This window comes from Enterobacteriaceae endosymbiont of Donacia vulgaris, from assembly GCF_012568445.1.
Lineage (GTDB): Bacteria > Pseudomonadota > Gammaproteobacteria > Enterobacterales > Enterobacteriaceae.
Genome location: NZ_CP046190.1, coordinates 237,445 through 253,195 on the forward strand (window position 1 = coordinate 237,445; position 15,751 = coordinate 253,195).

At 17.8% G+C, this 15,751-nt stretch carries 15 protein-coding genes; 3 read left to right on the forward strand and 12 right to left on the reverse strand.

Annotation, left to right across the window (positions count from 1 at the left end; all coding sequences use genetic code 11):
- The 9 genes from fabZ to rpsB all read right to left on the reverse strand — a co-directional run bounded on the left by fabZ (nucleotide 1) and on the right by rpsB (nucleotide 8,756).
- Complete coding sequence (gene fabZ / locus GJU01_RS01090; protein WP_168868014.1) at nucleotides 1–441, reverse strand: 3-hydroxyacyl-ACP dehydratase FabZ; 441 nt, start codon at nucleotides 439–441, stop codon at nucleotides 1–3.
- Between the two features lie 72 nt (nucleotides 442–513).
- Nucleotides 514–1,032 carry an OmpH family outer membrane protein gene (locus GJU01_RS01095; RefSeq protein ID WP_168868015.1) on the reverse strand — a complete coding sequence of 173 codons (519 nt, stop codon included), beginning with the start codon at nucleotides 1,030–1,032 and terminating at the stop codon, nucleotides 514–516.
- Nucleotides 1,033–1,071: 39 nt separating this feature from the next.
- Entirely contained in the window at nucleotides 1,072–3,561 is a 2,490-nt protein-coding gene (gene bamA / locus GJU01_RS01100; protein ID WP_168868016.1) for an outer membrane protein assembly factor BamA, read from the reverse strand.
- Nucleotides 3,542–4,903 carry an RIP metalloprotease RseP gene (rseP, locus tag GJU01_RS01105; protein ID WP_168868017.1) on the reverse strand — a complete coding sequence of 454 codons (1,362 nt, stop codon included), beginning with the start codon at nucleotides 4,901–4,903 and terminating at the stop codon, nucleotides 3,542–3,544. Before rseP ends, bamA begins: the two co-directional genes overlap by 20 nt.
- Before the next feature lie 135 nt (nucleotides 4,904–5,038).
- A complete protein-coding gene (uppS, locus tag GJU01_RS01110) occupies nucleotides 5,039–5,776 on the reverse strand; it encodes a polyprenyl diphosphate synthase (RefSeq protein ID WP_168868018.1) in 738 nt (245 codons plus the stop codon).
- Between the two features lie 79 nt (nucleotides 5,777–5,855).
- Nucleotides 5,856–6,410: a ribosome-recycling factor gene (locus GJU01_RS01115; RefSeq protein ID WP_168868019.1), complete on the reverse strand. Its 555-nt coding sequence runs from the start codon at nucleotides 6,408–6,410 to the stop codon at nucleotides 5,856–5,858.
- 29 nt (nucleotides 6,411–6,439) lie between these two features.
- On the reverse strand, nucleotides 6,440–7,168 hold the full coding sequence (gene pyrH / locus GJU01_RS01120; protein ID WP_168868020.1) for a UMP kinase: 729 nt from the start codon (nucleotides 7,166–7,168) through the stop codon (nucleotides 6,440–6,442).
- Between the two features lie 60 nt (nucleotides 7,169–7,228).
- Nucleotides 7,229–8,035: a translation elongation factor Ts gene (tsf, locus tag GJU01_RS01125; protein WP_168868021.1), complete on the reverse strand. Its 807-nt coding sequence runs from the start codon at nucleotides 8,033–8,035 to the stop codon at nucleotides 7,229–7,231.
- 13 nt (nucleotides 8,036–8,048) lie between these two features.
- Nucleotides 8,049–8,756, reverse strand: coding sequence for a 30S ribosomal protein S2 (gene rpsB, locus GJU01_RS01130; RefSeq protein ID WP_425482416.1), 708 nt, complete (start codon nucleotides 8,754–8,756; stop codon nucleotides 8,049–8,051).
- Nucleotides 8,757–8,922: 166 nt separating this feature from the next.
- Here rpsB and map point away from each other — a divergent pair, with 166 nt between their 5' ends.
- Nucleotides 8,923–9,702 (forward strand): type I methionyl aminopeptidase, encoded by a 780-nt coding sequence (gene map / locus GJU01_RS01135; RefSeq protein ID WP_168868022.1) that lies wholly within the window; start codon nucleotides 8,923–8,925, stop codon nucleotides 9,700–9,702.
- A gap of 71 nt (nucleotides 9,703–9,773) precedes the next feature.
- Here map and rpoD read toward each other — a convergent pair whose 3' ends face one another.
- From rpoD to rpsU, 3 genes are all read right to left on the reverse strand, one after another.
- Nucleotides 9,774–11,576: an RNA polymerase sigma factor RpoD gene (gene rpoD / locus GJU01_RS01140; RefSeq protein ID WP_168868023.1), complete on the reverse strand. Its 1,803-nt coding sequence runs from the start codon at nucleotides 11,574–11,576 to the stop codon at nucleotides 9,774–9,776.
- Between the two features lie 142 nt (nucleotides 11,577–11,718).
- Entirely contained in the window at nucleotides 11,719–13,449 is a 1,731-nt protein-coding gene (dnaG, locus tag GJU01_RS01145; protein ID WP_168868024.1) for a DNA primase, read from the reverse strand.
- Between the two features lie 50 nt (nucleotides 13,450–13,499).
- Complete coding sequence (gene rpsU / locus GJU01_RS01150; protein WP_168868025.1) at nucleotides 13,500–13,715, reverse strand: 30S ribosomal protein S21; 216 nt, start codon at nucleotides 13,713–13,715, stop codon at nucleotides 13,500–13,502.
- 134 nt (nucleotides 13,716–13,849) lie between these two features.
- On the opposite strand from rpsU, the gene tsaD reads away from it, so the two are divergent.
- Both tsaD and GJU01_RS01160 read left to right on the forward strand, forming a co-directional pair.
- Complete coding sequence (gene tsaD, locus GJU01_RS01155; RefSeq protein ID WP_168868026.1) at nucleotides 13,850–14,866, forward strand: tRNA (adenosine(37)-N6)-threonylcarbamoyltransferase complex transferase subunit TsaD; 1,017 nt, start codon at nucleotides 13,850–13,852, stop codon at nucleotides 14,864–14,866.
- Between the two features lie 61 nt (nucleotides 14,867–14,927).
- On the forward strand, nucleotides 14,928–15,731 hold the full coding sequence (locus tag GJU01_RS01160) for an undecaprenyl-diphosphate phosphatase (protein WP_168868027.1): 804 nt from the start codon (nucleotides 14,928–14,930) through the stop codon (nucleotides 15,729–15,731).
- Nucleotides 15,732–15,751 lie beyond the last annotated feature (20 nt).

Here is a 15,751-nt window from a genome sequence, read left to right on the forward strand (position 1 = left end):
TTATATTAAAACTTTCATACACATAATTTTTGATTTACAAATAATTTTATTATTAATAATGGCTATACTATTAAAACAAAGTAAAGAATTTTTTTGTTTTTTTAAAATACTTTTTATTATTATTTGATCTCCTGGAAAAGCTGGTTTCTTAAAACGAGTTTTATCAATACCAACAAGATAATAAAATATTTTTTTTTCTAATTTTTTATTATTTATACTTTTATATATTAAAATACCTGTAGTTTGTATCATAGATTCTAATAATAATACTCCAGGATAAATTGGATTTTTAGGGAAATGACCTTGAAAATAAGGTTCATTCATAGAAATATTTTTTATAGCATTTAAAAACTTAAACTTTTTAAATGCTATAACTTTATCTACTAAAATAAATGGATATCTATGAGGTAAAATAGATAAAATTTTATTTATATTTAACATATAATTTTATATTCTAAAAAATAAATTTATTATACGATTTTAAAAACCATTAATTAATCTAAAATTTATTTATTATATAAATAAAATATTATCTTGTTGTATTGCTAAATCAATAACATCATTTGTTATATCTTTAACATTTTTTATATAAGCTATAGTAGAAACATCTAAAACAAGATTATAATGTCCTTTTTCTGCAATAATATTAATTAATTTACTTATGAAAAATAATATTTTATTACGTGCTTGTTCTTGTCTTTGATTATTTTTTTGTGTAAAATACTCTATTTTTTGTAATAATATTTTTTTTTCATATATAATTTCTTTTTGTATTTCTTCTTTAGCTTTTTTTGATAATTTTTTATTTTTTAATTTTTTTATTTTAGATAAAAATGATTTTTTCATTTTTTCTATTACTAAAAAATCAGCATGTAATTCTTGTTCTAATTTTTTAGCTATTTTTTCTTTTTGAGGTATTGCATTAAAAATTTTTGCAATATTCATTACTACTATTTTGGGACAACAATAAGCATTATTAAATGGTACGATAAATACCATTATTAATAATGTTATTTTAAAAATATGTTTCATATTAAATATATTCCTCATGTTTATTTAAATTTTATAAAATTACCATTCTTTTAAAAAACTAAATTGTAAAAATTGAATTTTATCTGTTTTATATGTTTTAAACGGGTATGCAAAAGATATAATAATATTTCCAAATGGAGTATGAAATTGAAAAGATAAACCTATAGAAGACCTTATTTGTGAAAAAATATTAAAATTAGGAATTTTATATAATTTAAATAAATAATTATTTTTCCATGAAGTATCTATCAAATTTCCAATATCTAAAAAAATCGAAGAGCTTATTTGTTTGATATAATTATTATCTAAAAATGGGAGAGGAAAAATTAATTCATTATTTATATTAAATAAAATATTACCTCCAATTGGATTATCAGATAAACAAATAGTTTTTCCATTATTACAATGATAATTTTTTGAATTATAATAAATTCCTTTAGGACCAATACTATTATTTTTAAAACCTCTAATTGTATTAGAACCTCCTAAATAAAAATTTTTATAAAAAGGATATTTACCACCTAAAAAACCATTACCATAACCAAAATGACTTTTAAATAAAAATATTGGAGAATTTTGTAAAAAATTTTTAAATATTTGCAAATTTATAGGGAAATATCTTGAATAATGAAAATTAATCTTATAATTACGATTTTTACTATACCAGGGAATAGAAAAATATGTATTTAAAGAACTAAAAATACCATTTGATGGAATATTTAAATCATTTAAATTATTAAATATAAAAGTATAATTAATTATAAATTCATCTAATAAATAACTATTATATGATTTACTATACATTTTATATCCTATGTATCGAAGATAATTCCATAAAGACAATTGTGGTTCAATATTACTAATTTGGTTTTGTATAAATCCAATACTATTAGTAATAATAAAATTATTATTAATAGGTAATTTTAAAATTCCAAAAATACCTTTATTTTTATTTATATAATTATAAAAAAAATTATTCTCTTCGTCATTTATTGTATTTAAAAATATTTTTATACCAGCATTAATTTTTTTAAAAAAAACATGATTTTTCATTATAAAAAATTCTAAATAAGAATGATAAAAATTTTTACTAAAATTTAAATCTATATCATAACCAGTACCTATAAAATTATTTTGTTGTAGAACAGTATTAAATCCTAATAAACCTCCTTGAATCATTCCTAATCCTGATTTTAAAGATCCTTCATTTTTTTCATCAACTTCATAGGTAATATCTAATGTATGATTTAAATCATTATTTTTATGTAAAAATATTTCTACTTTATTAAAGTATCCTAAAGAATATAATCTTTCTTTAGTTTTTTTAATTGATTCAATATTAAGAGGTGCCCCTTCTATTTGTAGTAATTCATTTCTTAAAATATAATCTTGAGTTAAATTATTTCCTAAAAAATTTATTTTTCTTACATAATATTGTTCATTAGTTTTGATATTGAAAATTATATTTATTTTATTATTTTTTTCATCCAAAATTGTTTTTATTTTAATGATAGGATTTAAAAATCCATTTTTTCCTAAATCTTTTTTAATTTTTTTTCTTAAGTTAATAATTTTATCGTTTTGGTAAATTGAACCAGGAATAATATTAATTATATTTTTAATATATTGAAAATATTTTTTTTTATCAATATTTATTATTATTTTATTATAAAAAAATTTTTTATTTTCTTCAATTTTTATTATTAAATAGATATTTTTTTTATTAAATGACAAAGTTTGTGTAACGTTTTTAATTTTAAAATTTATATATCCTTTATTTATATAAAAATTTTTTAAATTATTTAAAATTTTATGAATGAAATTAATTTCATATTTATTTTTTTTTGAAAAAATAAATAAAAAATTATTGTTTATTTTTAAATAGTTCAATAAAAAATTTGTTGTATAAACGTTATTTCCTATAATATTAATTTGTTTAATATTGGTAAAACCATCTTCTTTAAAAAATATTAAAATATTTACTTTATTATTTACATCTTTTACTATTTTGATTTTAATAAATGAAGAAAACATTGCATATTTTAAAAAAACAAATTCTATATTTTTTCTTAAAAAAAATAATGAATAACTATTTAATATTTCACCTTTTTTAATATTTAATTTATTTAATAAAAAATCAAGAACATCATTATTAATAAATTTATTTCCTTTAATTACTATATTATTAATAATTGGTTTTTCGATAACCTCTACAAAAAAATAATCTTTCTTTTGATAAACATTAATAACATTAACTATATCAGTATTATATAATAAATGTATAATATTAGATATTTCTTTTAGAGAAAAACAATTTTTTTTATTTGTATATAAAAATTCATTCAAATATTGTAAGTTAATTTTATTAAGTCCAAAAAATATTATATTTTTAATACAATAATTTTTTTTTTTTAAAAGATTGGCATGACAAATAATATTTATATGAAAAATTAATAAAAAAATAAATATATATTTAAGATATTTAATACTTTTTATAAAATATTTTTTTTTAAAACTGTTTGAAATCATTTATTAATGTAAACCCCATAATTGTAATTAAAATAATGATACTAATAATATATATTAGTTGTTGAATTTTATATGATAATTTTCTACCAATAATTTTTTCAAAAATTAAAAATAATAATTGCCCACCGTCTAAAATTGGAATTGGAAATAAATTAATTATACTTAAATTAATATTGATTAAAGCTAAAAACATCAAATAATAAATGAAATTATTACGAACTAATATACTTGCAATATGACCTATTGAAAGAGGACCATTTAATTTATAAATGTTTTTTTTATTATTTAATAAATAAATAAATGATTTTAAAATTAATTTAATTGATTTTAAAGTTTCACTTATTGATTTTTTAAATGATTTTATAAAACTTAATCGATATATAATTTTTGAAGTATCTTTAGTATTTATTATTTGTGGTAAAAAACCTAAAAACCCTATTTTTTTTGATTTTCTAAAAGAACTTAAAATTTGAATATTTATTTTTTTTTGATTCCTTTGTATATTTATATGAATATTTTTATTTGGATTACTATAGATAAATTTTTGAAAATGATACCAATTAATAAATTTTTTCCCTTCTACATTTAGAATTTTATCGCCAATATGTAATTTTGCTTTTTCTGCAGGTGATCCAGGAATTATATATGAAATAATAGGATAAATTTTTAATCCTTTAGGTAAAATACCTAACATTAATATTAAATTTTTTTCTTTTGAAAATTTTAAAAAATTATAATGAATATTGAATCTTTTATTTTTAATAAAATTAGAATTTATTTTATTTATTTCTAAATTAATTTTATGATGTATATTAATATTTTTAATTAATGCTATATTTAAAAAATTCCAATTATTAATATTTATATCATTAATTTTTTTAATTTCAAAATTAGGTTTTAATCCAATTAAATTAGCAACTGAGATATAATTAATTTCATTAATAATATTTTTTTTTATAGGTAAACCTATAAAAAAAATAATCCAATAAATTAATATTGCAAAAATAATATTTGCAATTGGGCCACCTAAAATAATTAATATTTGTTTTAATAAATTTATTTGATTAAAAAATAACAATTTAAATTTTTTTATATATTGAATATTATTATTTTGAACACGTTCAGGAAATTTAACGTAACCTCCAAATGGTATTAATCTTAATATATAATTAGTTCCATATTTATCACGATATTGAAAAATTTTTTTACCAAAACCTAAAGAAAAACATTCTATATAAATATTAAATAATCTTGCTATATAAAAATGTCCATATTCATGTACTATAACTAAACTACTTATAGTTATAAAAAATATTATTATATCATATAAAATATTCAACAAAATTTTAACTCCTAAAATTATTATTAATTAATATAAATAATATTTAATTAAAATTTATCTATAAAATATATTATTTTTTATTTAAAAACTTTTTTTTAAATAAAAAAAATTAAATAAATTTTTATTAAAATTTATTTAATCTCCACCAAAACGACGATTTCTTTTTGTAAAAGAATATAATGCTTTTTGAAAATCTTTTTTATTAAAATCAGGCCATAATTTTTTAGTAAAATATAATTCTGAATATGCAATTTGCCAAATTAAAAAATTACTTATACGATATTCTCCCCCTGTTCTTATTACTAAATCTACAGGAAAAACATCATTTAAGCAAATATGATTATTTACAATATTTTCATTAATATCTTTAGGATTTAATAATCCTTTATAAACTTTTAAAGCAATTTTTTTTATACTATTTACAATATCCCAACGACCACCATAATTAGCTGCTATATTTAATAATAATTTATTATTATTTTTTGTTAAATTTTCTGCTTTAATAATAGCTTTTTGTAAAGAAAAATTAAATTTATTTTTATTACCAATAATTTTTAAACGTATTTTTTTTTTTTTTAAATTTATTATTTCAATATCTAAAATTTTTTTAAATAATTCCATTAAAAATTTTATTTCATCACTAGATCTTTTCCAATTTTCACTACTAAAAGTATATAAAGTTAATACTTTAATATTATATTTTAATGATAAGTCAATTATTTTTTTTACAGTTTTTACACCTTCTTTATGACCTAAAAATTTTAATTTTTTATTTTTTTTTGCCCATCTTCTATTACCATCCATAATTATGGCAATATGATTAGGTTTTATAGTAATATTATTTTTTTTTTTACTAATTTTATTTAAGTTCATTTTTTAAAATTTAAATTTTATATTTTAACTAAAAAATTAATAATATAAAAAAATTTTATATTTATTTAAAACTAATTATTTAATTAAATAATTCTTTTTCTTTTTTTTTTAAAAAATCTTTTATATAATTAATATATAATATTGTTTGTTTTTGAATAAGATTATACAATTTTTTTTCTTGATCTTCATTTATTTGTTTTTTTTTTAAAAAAAATTTAATTTTGTTATTTGTTTTTCTACGTATATTTCGAATATTAATTTTATTTAATTCTGCTTCTATTTTTAGATTTTTTAAAATTTTTATTTTCCTAAATTCTGTCATAGGTGGGATATTTACATAAATACTATGACCTATTATTTTGGTGGTTACATCTAAATTTGAACATACAATACTTTTTTCTATATTTTTTAATATTGTAGAATCAAATGGAGTAACTTTTAGAGTAGAAAAATTTTCTAAAATTATAGAAGATATATGATGAACTAATACTGATTTATTATTTAATTTTAAAAAAATATTATTTAACAAATAGGGGGACAATCTATTATTTGATAAAATATTAATTTTTTCAGTAAAAACATCTAAACATTTTTGCATACTTTTTTTATTACTATCTATAATACTATTATACATATAAATATCCTTAAATTATATTATTATATTTAATTATTTTTAATTATTGTTCCTTCAATTTTACCTGTTAAAATTCTATAAAGTGATCCTGGTTTTTGAATATTAAAAATATGTATAGGTATATTATAATCACGTGCTAAAATAAAAGCTGTATTATCCATAATTCTAATTTTTTTTTTTATTACATAATCATAATTTATTTTATTAAAAAATTCAGCATCAGAATAATTTACAGGATCTTTTGAATATACTCCATTCACTTTTGTAGCTTTCAATATAGCATTAGCTTCTAATTCAATTCCTCTTAAACATGCTGTAGTATCTGTAGTAAATAAAGGATTACCTATCCCTCCCGTTAGGATAATTATATTATTTTTAATTAAATCAATTGCTTTAAAAGCATTATATTCTTGACAGATTCCCTGAATTGGAATAGATGACATTAAATAAACATTAATTAATTTATTTTTAACTGATTGATATAATAATAAACCATTAATTATAGTTGATAACATACCAATTTGATCACCTAATACTCTTTTTAAATTATTATTATCCTTACAATATTTACCTCTAAATAAATTACCTCCTCCTATTACTATAGCTAATTCAATACCTAAGGGTAAAATACTTTTTATTTCTTGTATAAGATAATCTAATAATTTATTATCTACACCAGAGAAATTTTTACCTTGTAAAAATTCTCCACTAATTTTTAATATAATACGATTATAAATTATTTTGGATTTAATATTCATATAACACTTATCATATTTTTTCTGTAAAATATATTTTATTAAAAAATATAAATAAAACAATTAATTTTTAATAATATTTGTACCTAATTCTAAACATATAAATTTAAAAATTTGCATATTGTTTTCATTTAGAAACTGTAATACCGTTTTATTATTATCTAATAAAAATTTTTGATTATGTAAAGTAATATTATTTATAAATTTTTGTAAACGTCCTTCTATTATTTTTTTTATAATTACTTTAGATTTATTATTTTGTAATGCAATATTTTTTTGTAATTGATATTCATGATTTATAATATTTTTTGGAATATCTTTTTCATTTATATAATCAGGTTTTAACATTGCTATATGCATCGCAATTTGTTTCATTAATAAATTATTATCGAGATTAGATTGAATCATTACACCAATACGATTATTATGATGTATATATTTTCCTATAAATTTTCCTTTAATATAACTTAAACGGTTAATAGATATATTTTCTTTTAATATTCCAATTAATTTAATCCTATCTTTATTAAAAAGTTTTCTTATTATAGATATATCTGTTTGATTATTTTTAAATATATATTTTAAAATTTTGTTTCCAAAATTTATAATTTGTATTGATTTAGCTACAAAATCAGTTTGACAATTTATTTCGAGTAATATTCCAAAATCTTTAATAACATTATCTATAATAATCCCCTCTTTTGTTTGATTTTTAGATTTTTTAATAGATTCTATTTTTTCATATTTTCTAATATAATCTATAGCTTGGTTAATATCACCTTTTGTTTTTATTAATGCTTTTTTACATTCGATAATACTAATGTTTGTTATATTTCTTAGTTTTTTAATTTTATTAATATCAATTTTCAATATTATCTCCTAATTAATTTTTTAAATTGTTTTTATTATTGATATTTATATTTTTATTAAAAATAGCTTCAGTTACATAGTATAAATATAATTTTATTGCACGTATAGCATCATCATTAGCGGGAATAACAAAGTTGATTCCTTCAGGATTAGAATTAGTATCTACTATAGCAAAAATAGGAATATTTAATTTTTTAGCTTCTTTTATAGCAATTTTTTCATGATTTACATCAATAACAAATATTGCATCAGGTAATCCTCCCATATTTTTTATACCACCTAAACTTCTTTCTAAATTTAATAATTCTCTATTTCTGGTTAAAATTTCTTTTTTTATTAATTGTTTAAAAATCCCATTTTTTTTTTGTAATTCTAATTCTTTTAATTTTTTAATAGACTGTTTTACAGTTTTCCAATTAGTTAACATACCTCCTAACCAACGATGATTTACAAAAAATTGATTACAATTCATTGCTGTTTTTTTTATAAGTTCAGATGCTGCTTTTTTAGTTCCAATAAATAAAATTTTACCTTTACGGGAACTTATTTTTTTTAATTCTTGTAAAGCATTATTAAACATAATAATAGTTTTATCTAAATTAATAATATGTATGTTATTTTGATATTTAAAAATGAATTTTTTCATTTTTGGATTCCAATAACGAGTTTGATGACCAAAATGCGCACCTACTTCAAACATTTTATTAATAGAAATAGACATAATTTATTTATCCTTATTTTATATATTATAGAAATAATATTATATAATAAATATATATACAAAAAATTATTTGATTAGTTATCTTAAATATTATTTAAATTTTATTTAATTATTTATAATATAACATTTATTATTATATAATTAATAAATTTATAAAAAGAAAATAATGAAAATTATAATTAAAAATTCTGAAGAAATAAAAAAAATTTATAAATCTTGTCAATTAGCTGTAAATGTATTAGAAATGATTGAAAAATATGTAGTACCTGGAGTTAGTACTGAAGAAATAAATAATATATGTCATAATTATATTACAAAAATTCAAAAAGCTAAACCTGCTACTTTAGGATATAATGGTTTTCCAAAATCTGTATGTATTTCTAAAAATGATATTGTATGTCATGGAATTTCAAATAAAAATGATATATTGCAAAATGGGGATATTGTTAATATTGATGTAACAATTTTATATAATAATTATTATGGTGACACATCAAAAATGTTTTTTGTAGGCAATAAAATTTCTGAAAAATCTAAATTATTATGTTTAACGACTCAAAAAAGTTTATATAAAGCAATTAATATTTTAAAACCAGGTGTTAGATTATATAAAATTGGGCAAGTAATTCAAAATTATGTAGAATCAAAAAATTTTTCTGTTGTAAGAAATTACTGTGGACATGGTATAGGTAAAAATTTTCATGAAGATCCTCAAATTTTACATTATAAATCATATGATTATGGAATATTACTAAAACCTGGCATGATATTTACTATTGAACCTATGATAAATATAGGACATCATAGTGTATATTTAACAAAAGATAATTGGACAGTAAAAACTAAAGATAAAACAAATTCTGCTCAGTACGAGCATACAGTACTTATTACTAATTTTGGAAGTAAAATTTTAACTTTAAGAAAAGAAGAAAAAATATATTTATAAATATAGGTATTTGATATAGTTAAGTAATTAAAAATTTTTAATTACTTAACTATATCAAAACTTATGAATATTTAATTATCTAAAAAACTTTTTAATATTTCTGATCGGCTAGGATGTCTTAGTTTTCTTAACGCTTTGGCTTCTATTTGTCTAATTCGTTCCCTAGTTACATCAAATTGTTTACCTACTTCTTCTAAAGTATGATCAGAATTCATGTCAATACCAAATCTCATTCTTAATACTTTAGCTTCTCTTGGAGTTAAACTAGATAAAATATTATATGTTGCTGTTTTTAAACTTTCTGAAGTAGCTGAATCTAATGGTAATTCTAAAGTATTATCTTCTATAAAATCACTTAGATGTGATTCTTCATCATCACCTATAGGTGTTTCCATTGAAATAGGTTCTTTAGCTATTTTTAAAACTTTTCTAATTTTATCTTCAGGAAGAAGCATATATTCAGATAATTCTTCTGGTGTAGGTTCTCTACCTAATTCTTGTAAAATTTTTCTAGAAACTCTATTAAGTTTATTTATAGTTTCAATCATATGTACAGGTATTCTTATAGTTCTAGCTTGATCTGCAATAGATCTTGTAATTGCTTGTCTAATCCACCATGTGGCATATGTAGAAAATTTATAACCTCTCCTATATTCAAATTTATCAACTGCTTTCATTAAACCGATATTTCCTTCTTGTATCAAATCAAGAAACTGTAATCCTCTATTTGTATATTTTTTTGCAATAGAAATAACTAATCTTAAATTAGCTTCAATCATTTCTTTTTTTGCTTTTTGAGTTTTAATTTCACCAATAGAAATATTTTTATTAATATTTCTAATCTTTTTTATTGTTAATCCTGTTTTTTTTTCAATATCAATTAATTTTAGAATACTTTTATTTATTTTATTTAAAAAAATTTCATCATTATATAAATGATATTTATTTTTTAATTTAAAATGTTTTAATTTTTTTAAAAACAAATTTTTATTTGTTTCATTATTATAAAATATATATGTAAATTTTTTTTTTGATATATTGTATTTTTTAGTACATATTTTGAATATATTATATTCTTCTATACGTATACAAGACATAATAAAACGCATTTTAGATACTAAATAATTAAATTCTTTAGATACTAACCGAAATTGTTTAAAAATATCTGTAAGATTTTTGAAATTAATTAAAGATTGATGATGATTTCTACCTTTTTTTTTAATAAAAATTGATGTTATATAATACTGTTTTTTTAATTCTAAAAATTTTTCTTTTGCTAAATTATCATCTATAATATTTTCATTATGTTCTGTCTGAATATGATTAGATAATTCTTGCTGATTAGAAAATATAATTTCTTCTTTTATATTCGAATTAATAACCCCATGTATTAATTCTGATAAACGAATATGTCCAGATTGAACTTCATCATATTTTTTTAATAAATATTTAATAGAATTAGGATATTCTGCTATTGAAGATTGTACTTGATTAATACCTTCTTCTATACGTTTAGCTATATTAATTTCTCCTTCTCTTGTTAGAAGTTCAACAGTTCCCATTTCTCTCATATATATACGTACTGGATCTGTAGTTCTGCCCATTTCTGATTCTACATTAGATAATACTTGTACTTCATCTTCTGCTTCTGTTAAATTATTTGTGTTATTATTTAATATTAAATCATCATTATCAGGAGCTTCTTCCATTACTTGAATACCCATATCATTTATTATTTGAATAATATTTTTTATTTGATCTGAATTTATAATATTATCAGGTAAATGATCATTAATTTCTGAATAAGTTAAATAACCCTTTTCTTTTCCACGTTTTATAAGAAGTTTAATTTGTGATTTTGAGTTATGATCCATAAACAGTTCCATACTTTTATTTATTAATATTTAAATAAATTTTAACTAAATAACATTTAAAACAAATTATTTATTAAATAAATAAAATTTTACATATATATTAGTAATAATATTTTAAATATATTTTATCAAATTTTTCAAATTATTTTTTTTTATGTAATATTTTATTTAAAGACCATAATTCTTGTTTTTTTTTATAATTTAATCCTTCTTTTCTATCTAAAGATATTAAATATTCTATTCTATTTTCTAAAATATTTATTTTTAATTTTTTTATTAAATTTATAAAAAATTTTTCTATTTTATGATCAGGAATCATATGATTCCATGTTACTAAAATTTCAAGAATCTTTTTTATTTTTGTTCCTCTATATTGTTCTAATATTTTTACTGTCGTCATATTTTTATTTTTATAAAAACTTACAAATTTTATAAAAAAAAATAAACCATATATATTAGAACTTTTAAAAAATTTTAATTTTGGAACAAATTTTATTAATTTTGGATATTGTATTAATAAACTTAATAATATACGAATAGTAGTTTTTTTGAAATTATTTTTTATAATAGTTTTATTTTTATATTTTATTGGATTATATATATTAATAAAATTAATAATACCTATTTTTTCTCCTAATTGTTGAATTAAATTTATTTTAAAAAAATAATCAGGAATTAATTTAATATAAGATAAAGCCGTATAAATAAAATGAGTTTTTTCTTCACAAGAAGAAAATAAATTTTTTAAAAATAATTGTTTAAAAAAGAATTTTGAAAATGATAAAGAATTATTAATTCTTTTTTCGAAAAAAATTTTTCCTTCTTTTCTTATTAAACTATCTGGATCTTCTTTATCAGGTAAAATCATAAATTTTATTTCTTTTCCATTAACTAAATAAGGTAAACTCATTTTTAAAGACTTCCATTGGGCCTTTATACCTGCTTTATCCCCATCATAACAATAAATAATTTTATTTGTTATGTTAAACAATTTTTTTATCTGATTATTAGTAATAGTAGTACCTAATATAGCTACTGCATATTTTATATTAAACTGAAATAAACTAATTACATCAATATATCCTTCTACTATTAATATTTTTTTTATAATATTATTTTCTTTTTTTGTTTCATATAATCCATATAATTCATTTCCTTTATGAAAAATATTATTTTCTGAAGAATTTAAATATTTAGGATTTTTATTTTTTAATACTCTACCACCAAAACCAACTATTAAACCTTTTATATTTTTAATTGGAAATATAACTCTATTATAAAAAACATCATAAAAATTATTATTTTTTTTATCTACTTTTAAAATACCTAATTTTTCATGTAAAATTTTTATAGTTTTAATATTATTTAAAATATTATTTACCCAAAATAAAGGAGAAAAACCAATAGAAAAATATTTTATAATATATAAATTAAATCCTCTCTTTAATAAATATTTATAAGTTTTTTCACCTGAAATACTAAATAAAGAATTTTTATAAAAAAAACTTAAATTTAAAATTATTTTATAATAAATATTATTTTTTTTATATATTTTTTTAAAATTATTTGATTTATTATCTGGAATAGGTATACTAAATATGTTCGATAATGATTCTATACTTTCAAGAAAAGATAAATTTTCATAATACATAATAAAATCAATAATATTACCATGCACACCACATCCAAAACAATGATATAATTGTTTTTCAGAATTAACTACAAAAGAAGGATTTTTTTCTAAATGAAAAGGACAAATTCCAAAAAAATTTTTTCCTTTTTTTTTTAACTGAATTTTATTTTTAATTAAACATACAATATCTGTTTGATCTAATAAATTGTTAATAAATACACGAGAAACATATTTAATCATAAAAATAATTTTTCATAATTTATTATTTTTTATAATAAATAATAATTTTTTTAATATAAACGTATTCTTTTAGCATTTTCTCTAGATATTTTTTTAGCATGTCTCTTAATTGCAGAAGCTTTAGCTCTTTTCCTCTCTGTTGTTGGTTTTTCATAAAATTCTCTACGTCTTACTTCTGCTAAAATTCCTGCTTTTTCACATGCACGTTTAAAACGTCTTAAAGCTAAATCAAACGGTTCATTATCACGTACTTTTATAATAGGCATAATATATTTTTTCCTATTGTCATTTATTTATTTTTTAATACTAATTTTTATATTATAATATATAATGAAAAATATATAAATAAATTTTTTTATATCAATTTATATAAAAAATAATTAATTGTTTAAGGTTAAATATGTTGTTTATGGGAATAGAAACATCATGTGATGATACTTCAGTAGCAATTTATGATAATAATTTAGGAGTATTATGTAATAATATTTATACTCAAAAAATACATTCTAAATATGGAGGAGTAGTACCTGAATTAGCAGCTCGTAATCATTTAAAAAAAATTATTCCTTTAATTAAAAAGTCTTTATTTAAAATAAAAAAAAAATTAAATGATATTACTGCAATAGCTTATACTTCAGGACCAGGACAGATAAATTCTTTAATAATAGGTGCAATGATTGCACATACATTAGCTTTTTCTCTAAATATTCCTATTATTCCAGTAAATCATATGGAAGGACATTTATTATCAGTAATGTTACAAAAAAAACAACCTTCTTATCCTTTTATAGGTTTATTAATTTCTGGTGGACATACTCAGTTAGTTTATACTTCTAAATTTAGAAAATATAAAATATTAGGAACCAATATAGATGATGCCGTAGGTGAAATTTTAGATAAAATATCTAAATTATTAGGATTAAATTATCCTGGTGGTAAAAATTTATTTAAATTATCTAAATATGGTACTCCAAAAAAATTTATATTTCCTAGACCTATGATATTAAAAAAAAATAATTTAAATTTTAGTTTTTCTGGATTAAAAACTTTTGTAATAAATTTTATAAAAAAACAAGATTTAAAAAATTTTAACATTAAAGCAGATATTGCATGTGCATTAGAAGATGCAGTTATAGAAACATTATATATTAAAAGTTTAAGAGCTTTAAAAAAATATAATATTAATCAATTAGTAATTGCAGGAGGAGTGAGTGCTAATATAAAATTAAGGAGATTTTTATACAAAAAATTAAAAAAAAACAATATTCAATTATTTTATAGTAATAAAAAATTATGTACTGATAATGCAGCTATGATTGCTTATATTGGATCAAAACACTTTTCTTCAAAAAATAAAAAATATATATTAAAAAATATTTATATAAATTCTAAATTATCCTTAGAAGATAAAATTTAATTTTTTTAAATTTTTATAAAATTTTTTTTAAAATAATTTTAAATTATTGAGATATTAAATAATGTTATTAAATCATTTTTCTTATATATTATTAAGCGTAATCCAAGGTTTAACTGAATTTTTACCTATATCTTCAAGTGCTCATATTATTATTTTTTCTAAAATACTAAATATTATAAAAAATAATAATTTGCAATTTTTTAAAGTAATTATTCAATTAGGATCTACATTAGCAATAATAATATTTTTTAGGAAAAAAATTATAAAAATTATATTTAATACAATTAATTATAAGTTTTTTTATCAAAAAAAAATAAATATATTACATATAATAATATCAACATTACCAGTAATATTTGTTGGACTAATTTTTTATCATATAATTAACACAATAAATAATATTCAATTTATTATTTACGGACTATTTTTTGGAGGAATATTATTATATTTTTCCGAAATACTTCAACCTAAAAAATATGTTATTAATAATATTAATAATATATCATATATTAATATTTTCATTATCGGATGTTTTCAAAGTTTAGCATTATTACCTGGAATTTCAAGATTAGGTGCAACATTATCAATTAGTTTATTAATAGGTATTAAACGTGTTATTGCAACTGAATTATGTTTTATAATATCTATACCTGTTATTTTTGGAGCAAATATATTAGAAATATATAAAAATTATTCAATAATAACTTCTAATAATATAAAAATATTTTTTATAGGTTTTTTAGTTTCATTTATTATAAGTCTAACTATTATTAAAAAATTTATTTCTATTATTAATAATATTTCTTTAAAATGGTTTACTTTATACCGTTTATTAATAATAATATTGTTATTAATTTTTAATTAATAATTTATTATATAAATAAA

What these genes read in the sequence shown, in the direction of transcription:
- fabZ (WP_168868014.1), bottom strand. Translation starts at nt 441, where the DNA reads ATGTTAAATATAAATAAAATTTTATCTATTTTACCTCATAGATATCCA.
- GJU01_RS01095 (WP_168868015.1), bottom strand. Translation starts at nt 1,032, where the DNA reads ATGAAACATATTTTTAAAATAACATTATTAATAATGGTATTTATCGTA.
- bamA (WP_168868016.1), bottom strand. Translation starts at nt 3,561, where the DNA reads ATGATTTCAAACAGTTTTAAAAAAAAATATTTTATAAAAAGTATTAAA.
- uppS (WP_168868018.1), bottom strand. Translation starts at nt 5,776, where the DNA reads ATGAACTTAAATAAAATTAGTAAAAAAAAAAATAATATTACTATAAAA.
- GJU01_RS01115 (WP_168868019.1), bottom strand. Translation starts at nt 6,410, where the DNA reads ATGTATAATAGTATTATAGATAGTAATAAAAAAAGTATGCAAAAATGT.
- pyrH (WP_168868020.1), bottom strand. Translation starts at nt 7,168, where the DNA reads ATGAATATTAAATCCAAAATAATTTATAATCGTATTATATTAAAAATT.
- rpsB (WP_425482416.1), bottom strand. Translation starts at nt 8,756, where the DNA reads ATGTCTATTTCTATTAATAAAATGTTTGAAGTAGGTGCGCATTTTGGT.
- map (WP_168868022.1), top strand. Translation starts at nt 8,923, where the DNA reads ATGAAAATTATAATTAAAAATTCTGAAGAAATAAAAAAAATTTATAAA.
- rpoD (WP_168868023.1), bottom strand. Translation starts at nt 11,576, where the DNA reads ATGGATCATAACTCAAAATCACAAATTAAACTTCTTATAAAACGTGGA.
- dnaG (WP_168868024.1), bottom strand. Translation starts at nt 13,449, where the DNA reads ATGATTAAATATGTTTCTCGTGTATTTATTAACAATTTATTAGATCAA.
- rpsU (WP_168868025.1), bottom strand. Translation starts at nt 13,715, where the DNA reads ATGCCTATTATAAAAGTACGTGATAATGAACCGTTTGATTTAGCTTTA.
- tsaD (WP_168868026.1), top strand. Translation starts at nt 13,850, where the DNA reads ATGTTGTTTATGGGAATAGAAACATCATGTGATGATACTTCAGTAGCA.
- GJU01_RS01160 (WP_168868027.1), top strand. Translation starts at nt 14,928, where the DNA reads ATGTTATTAAATCATTTTTCTTATATATTATTAAGCGTAATCCAAGGT.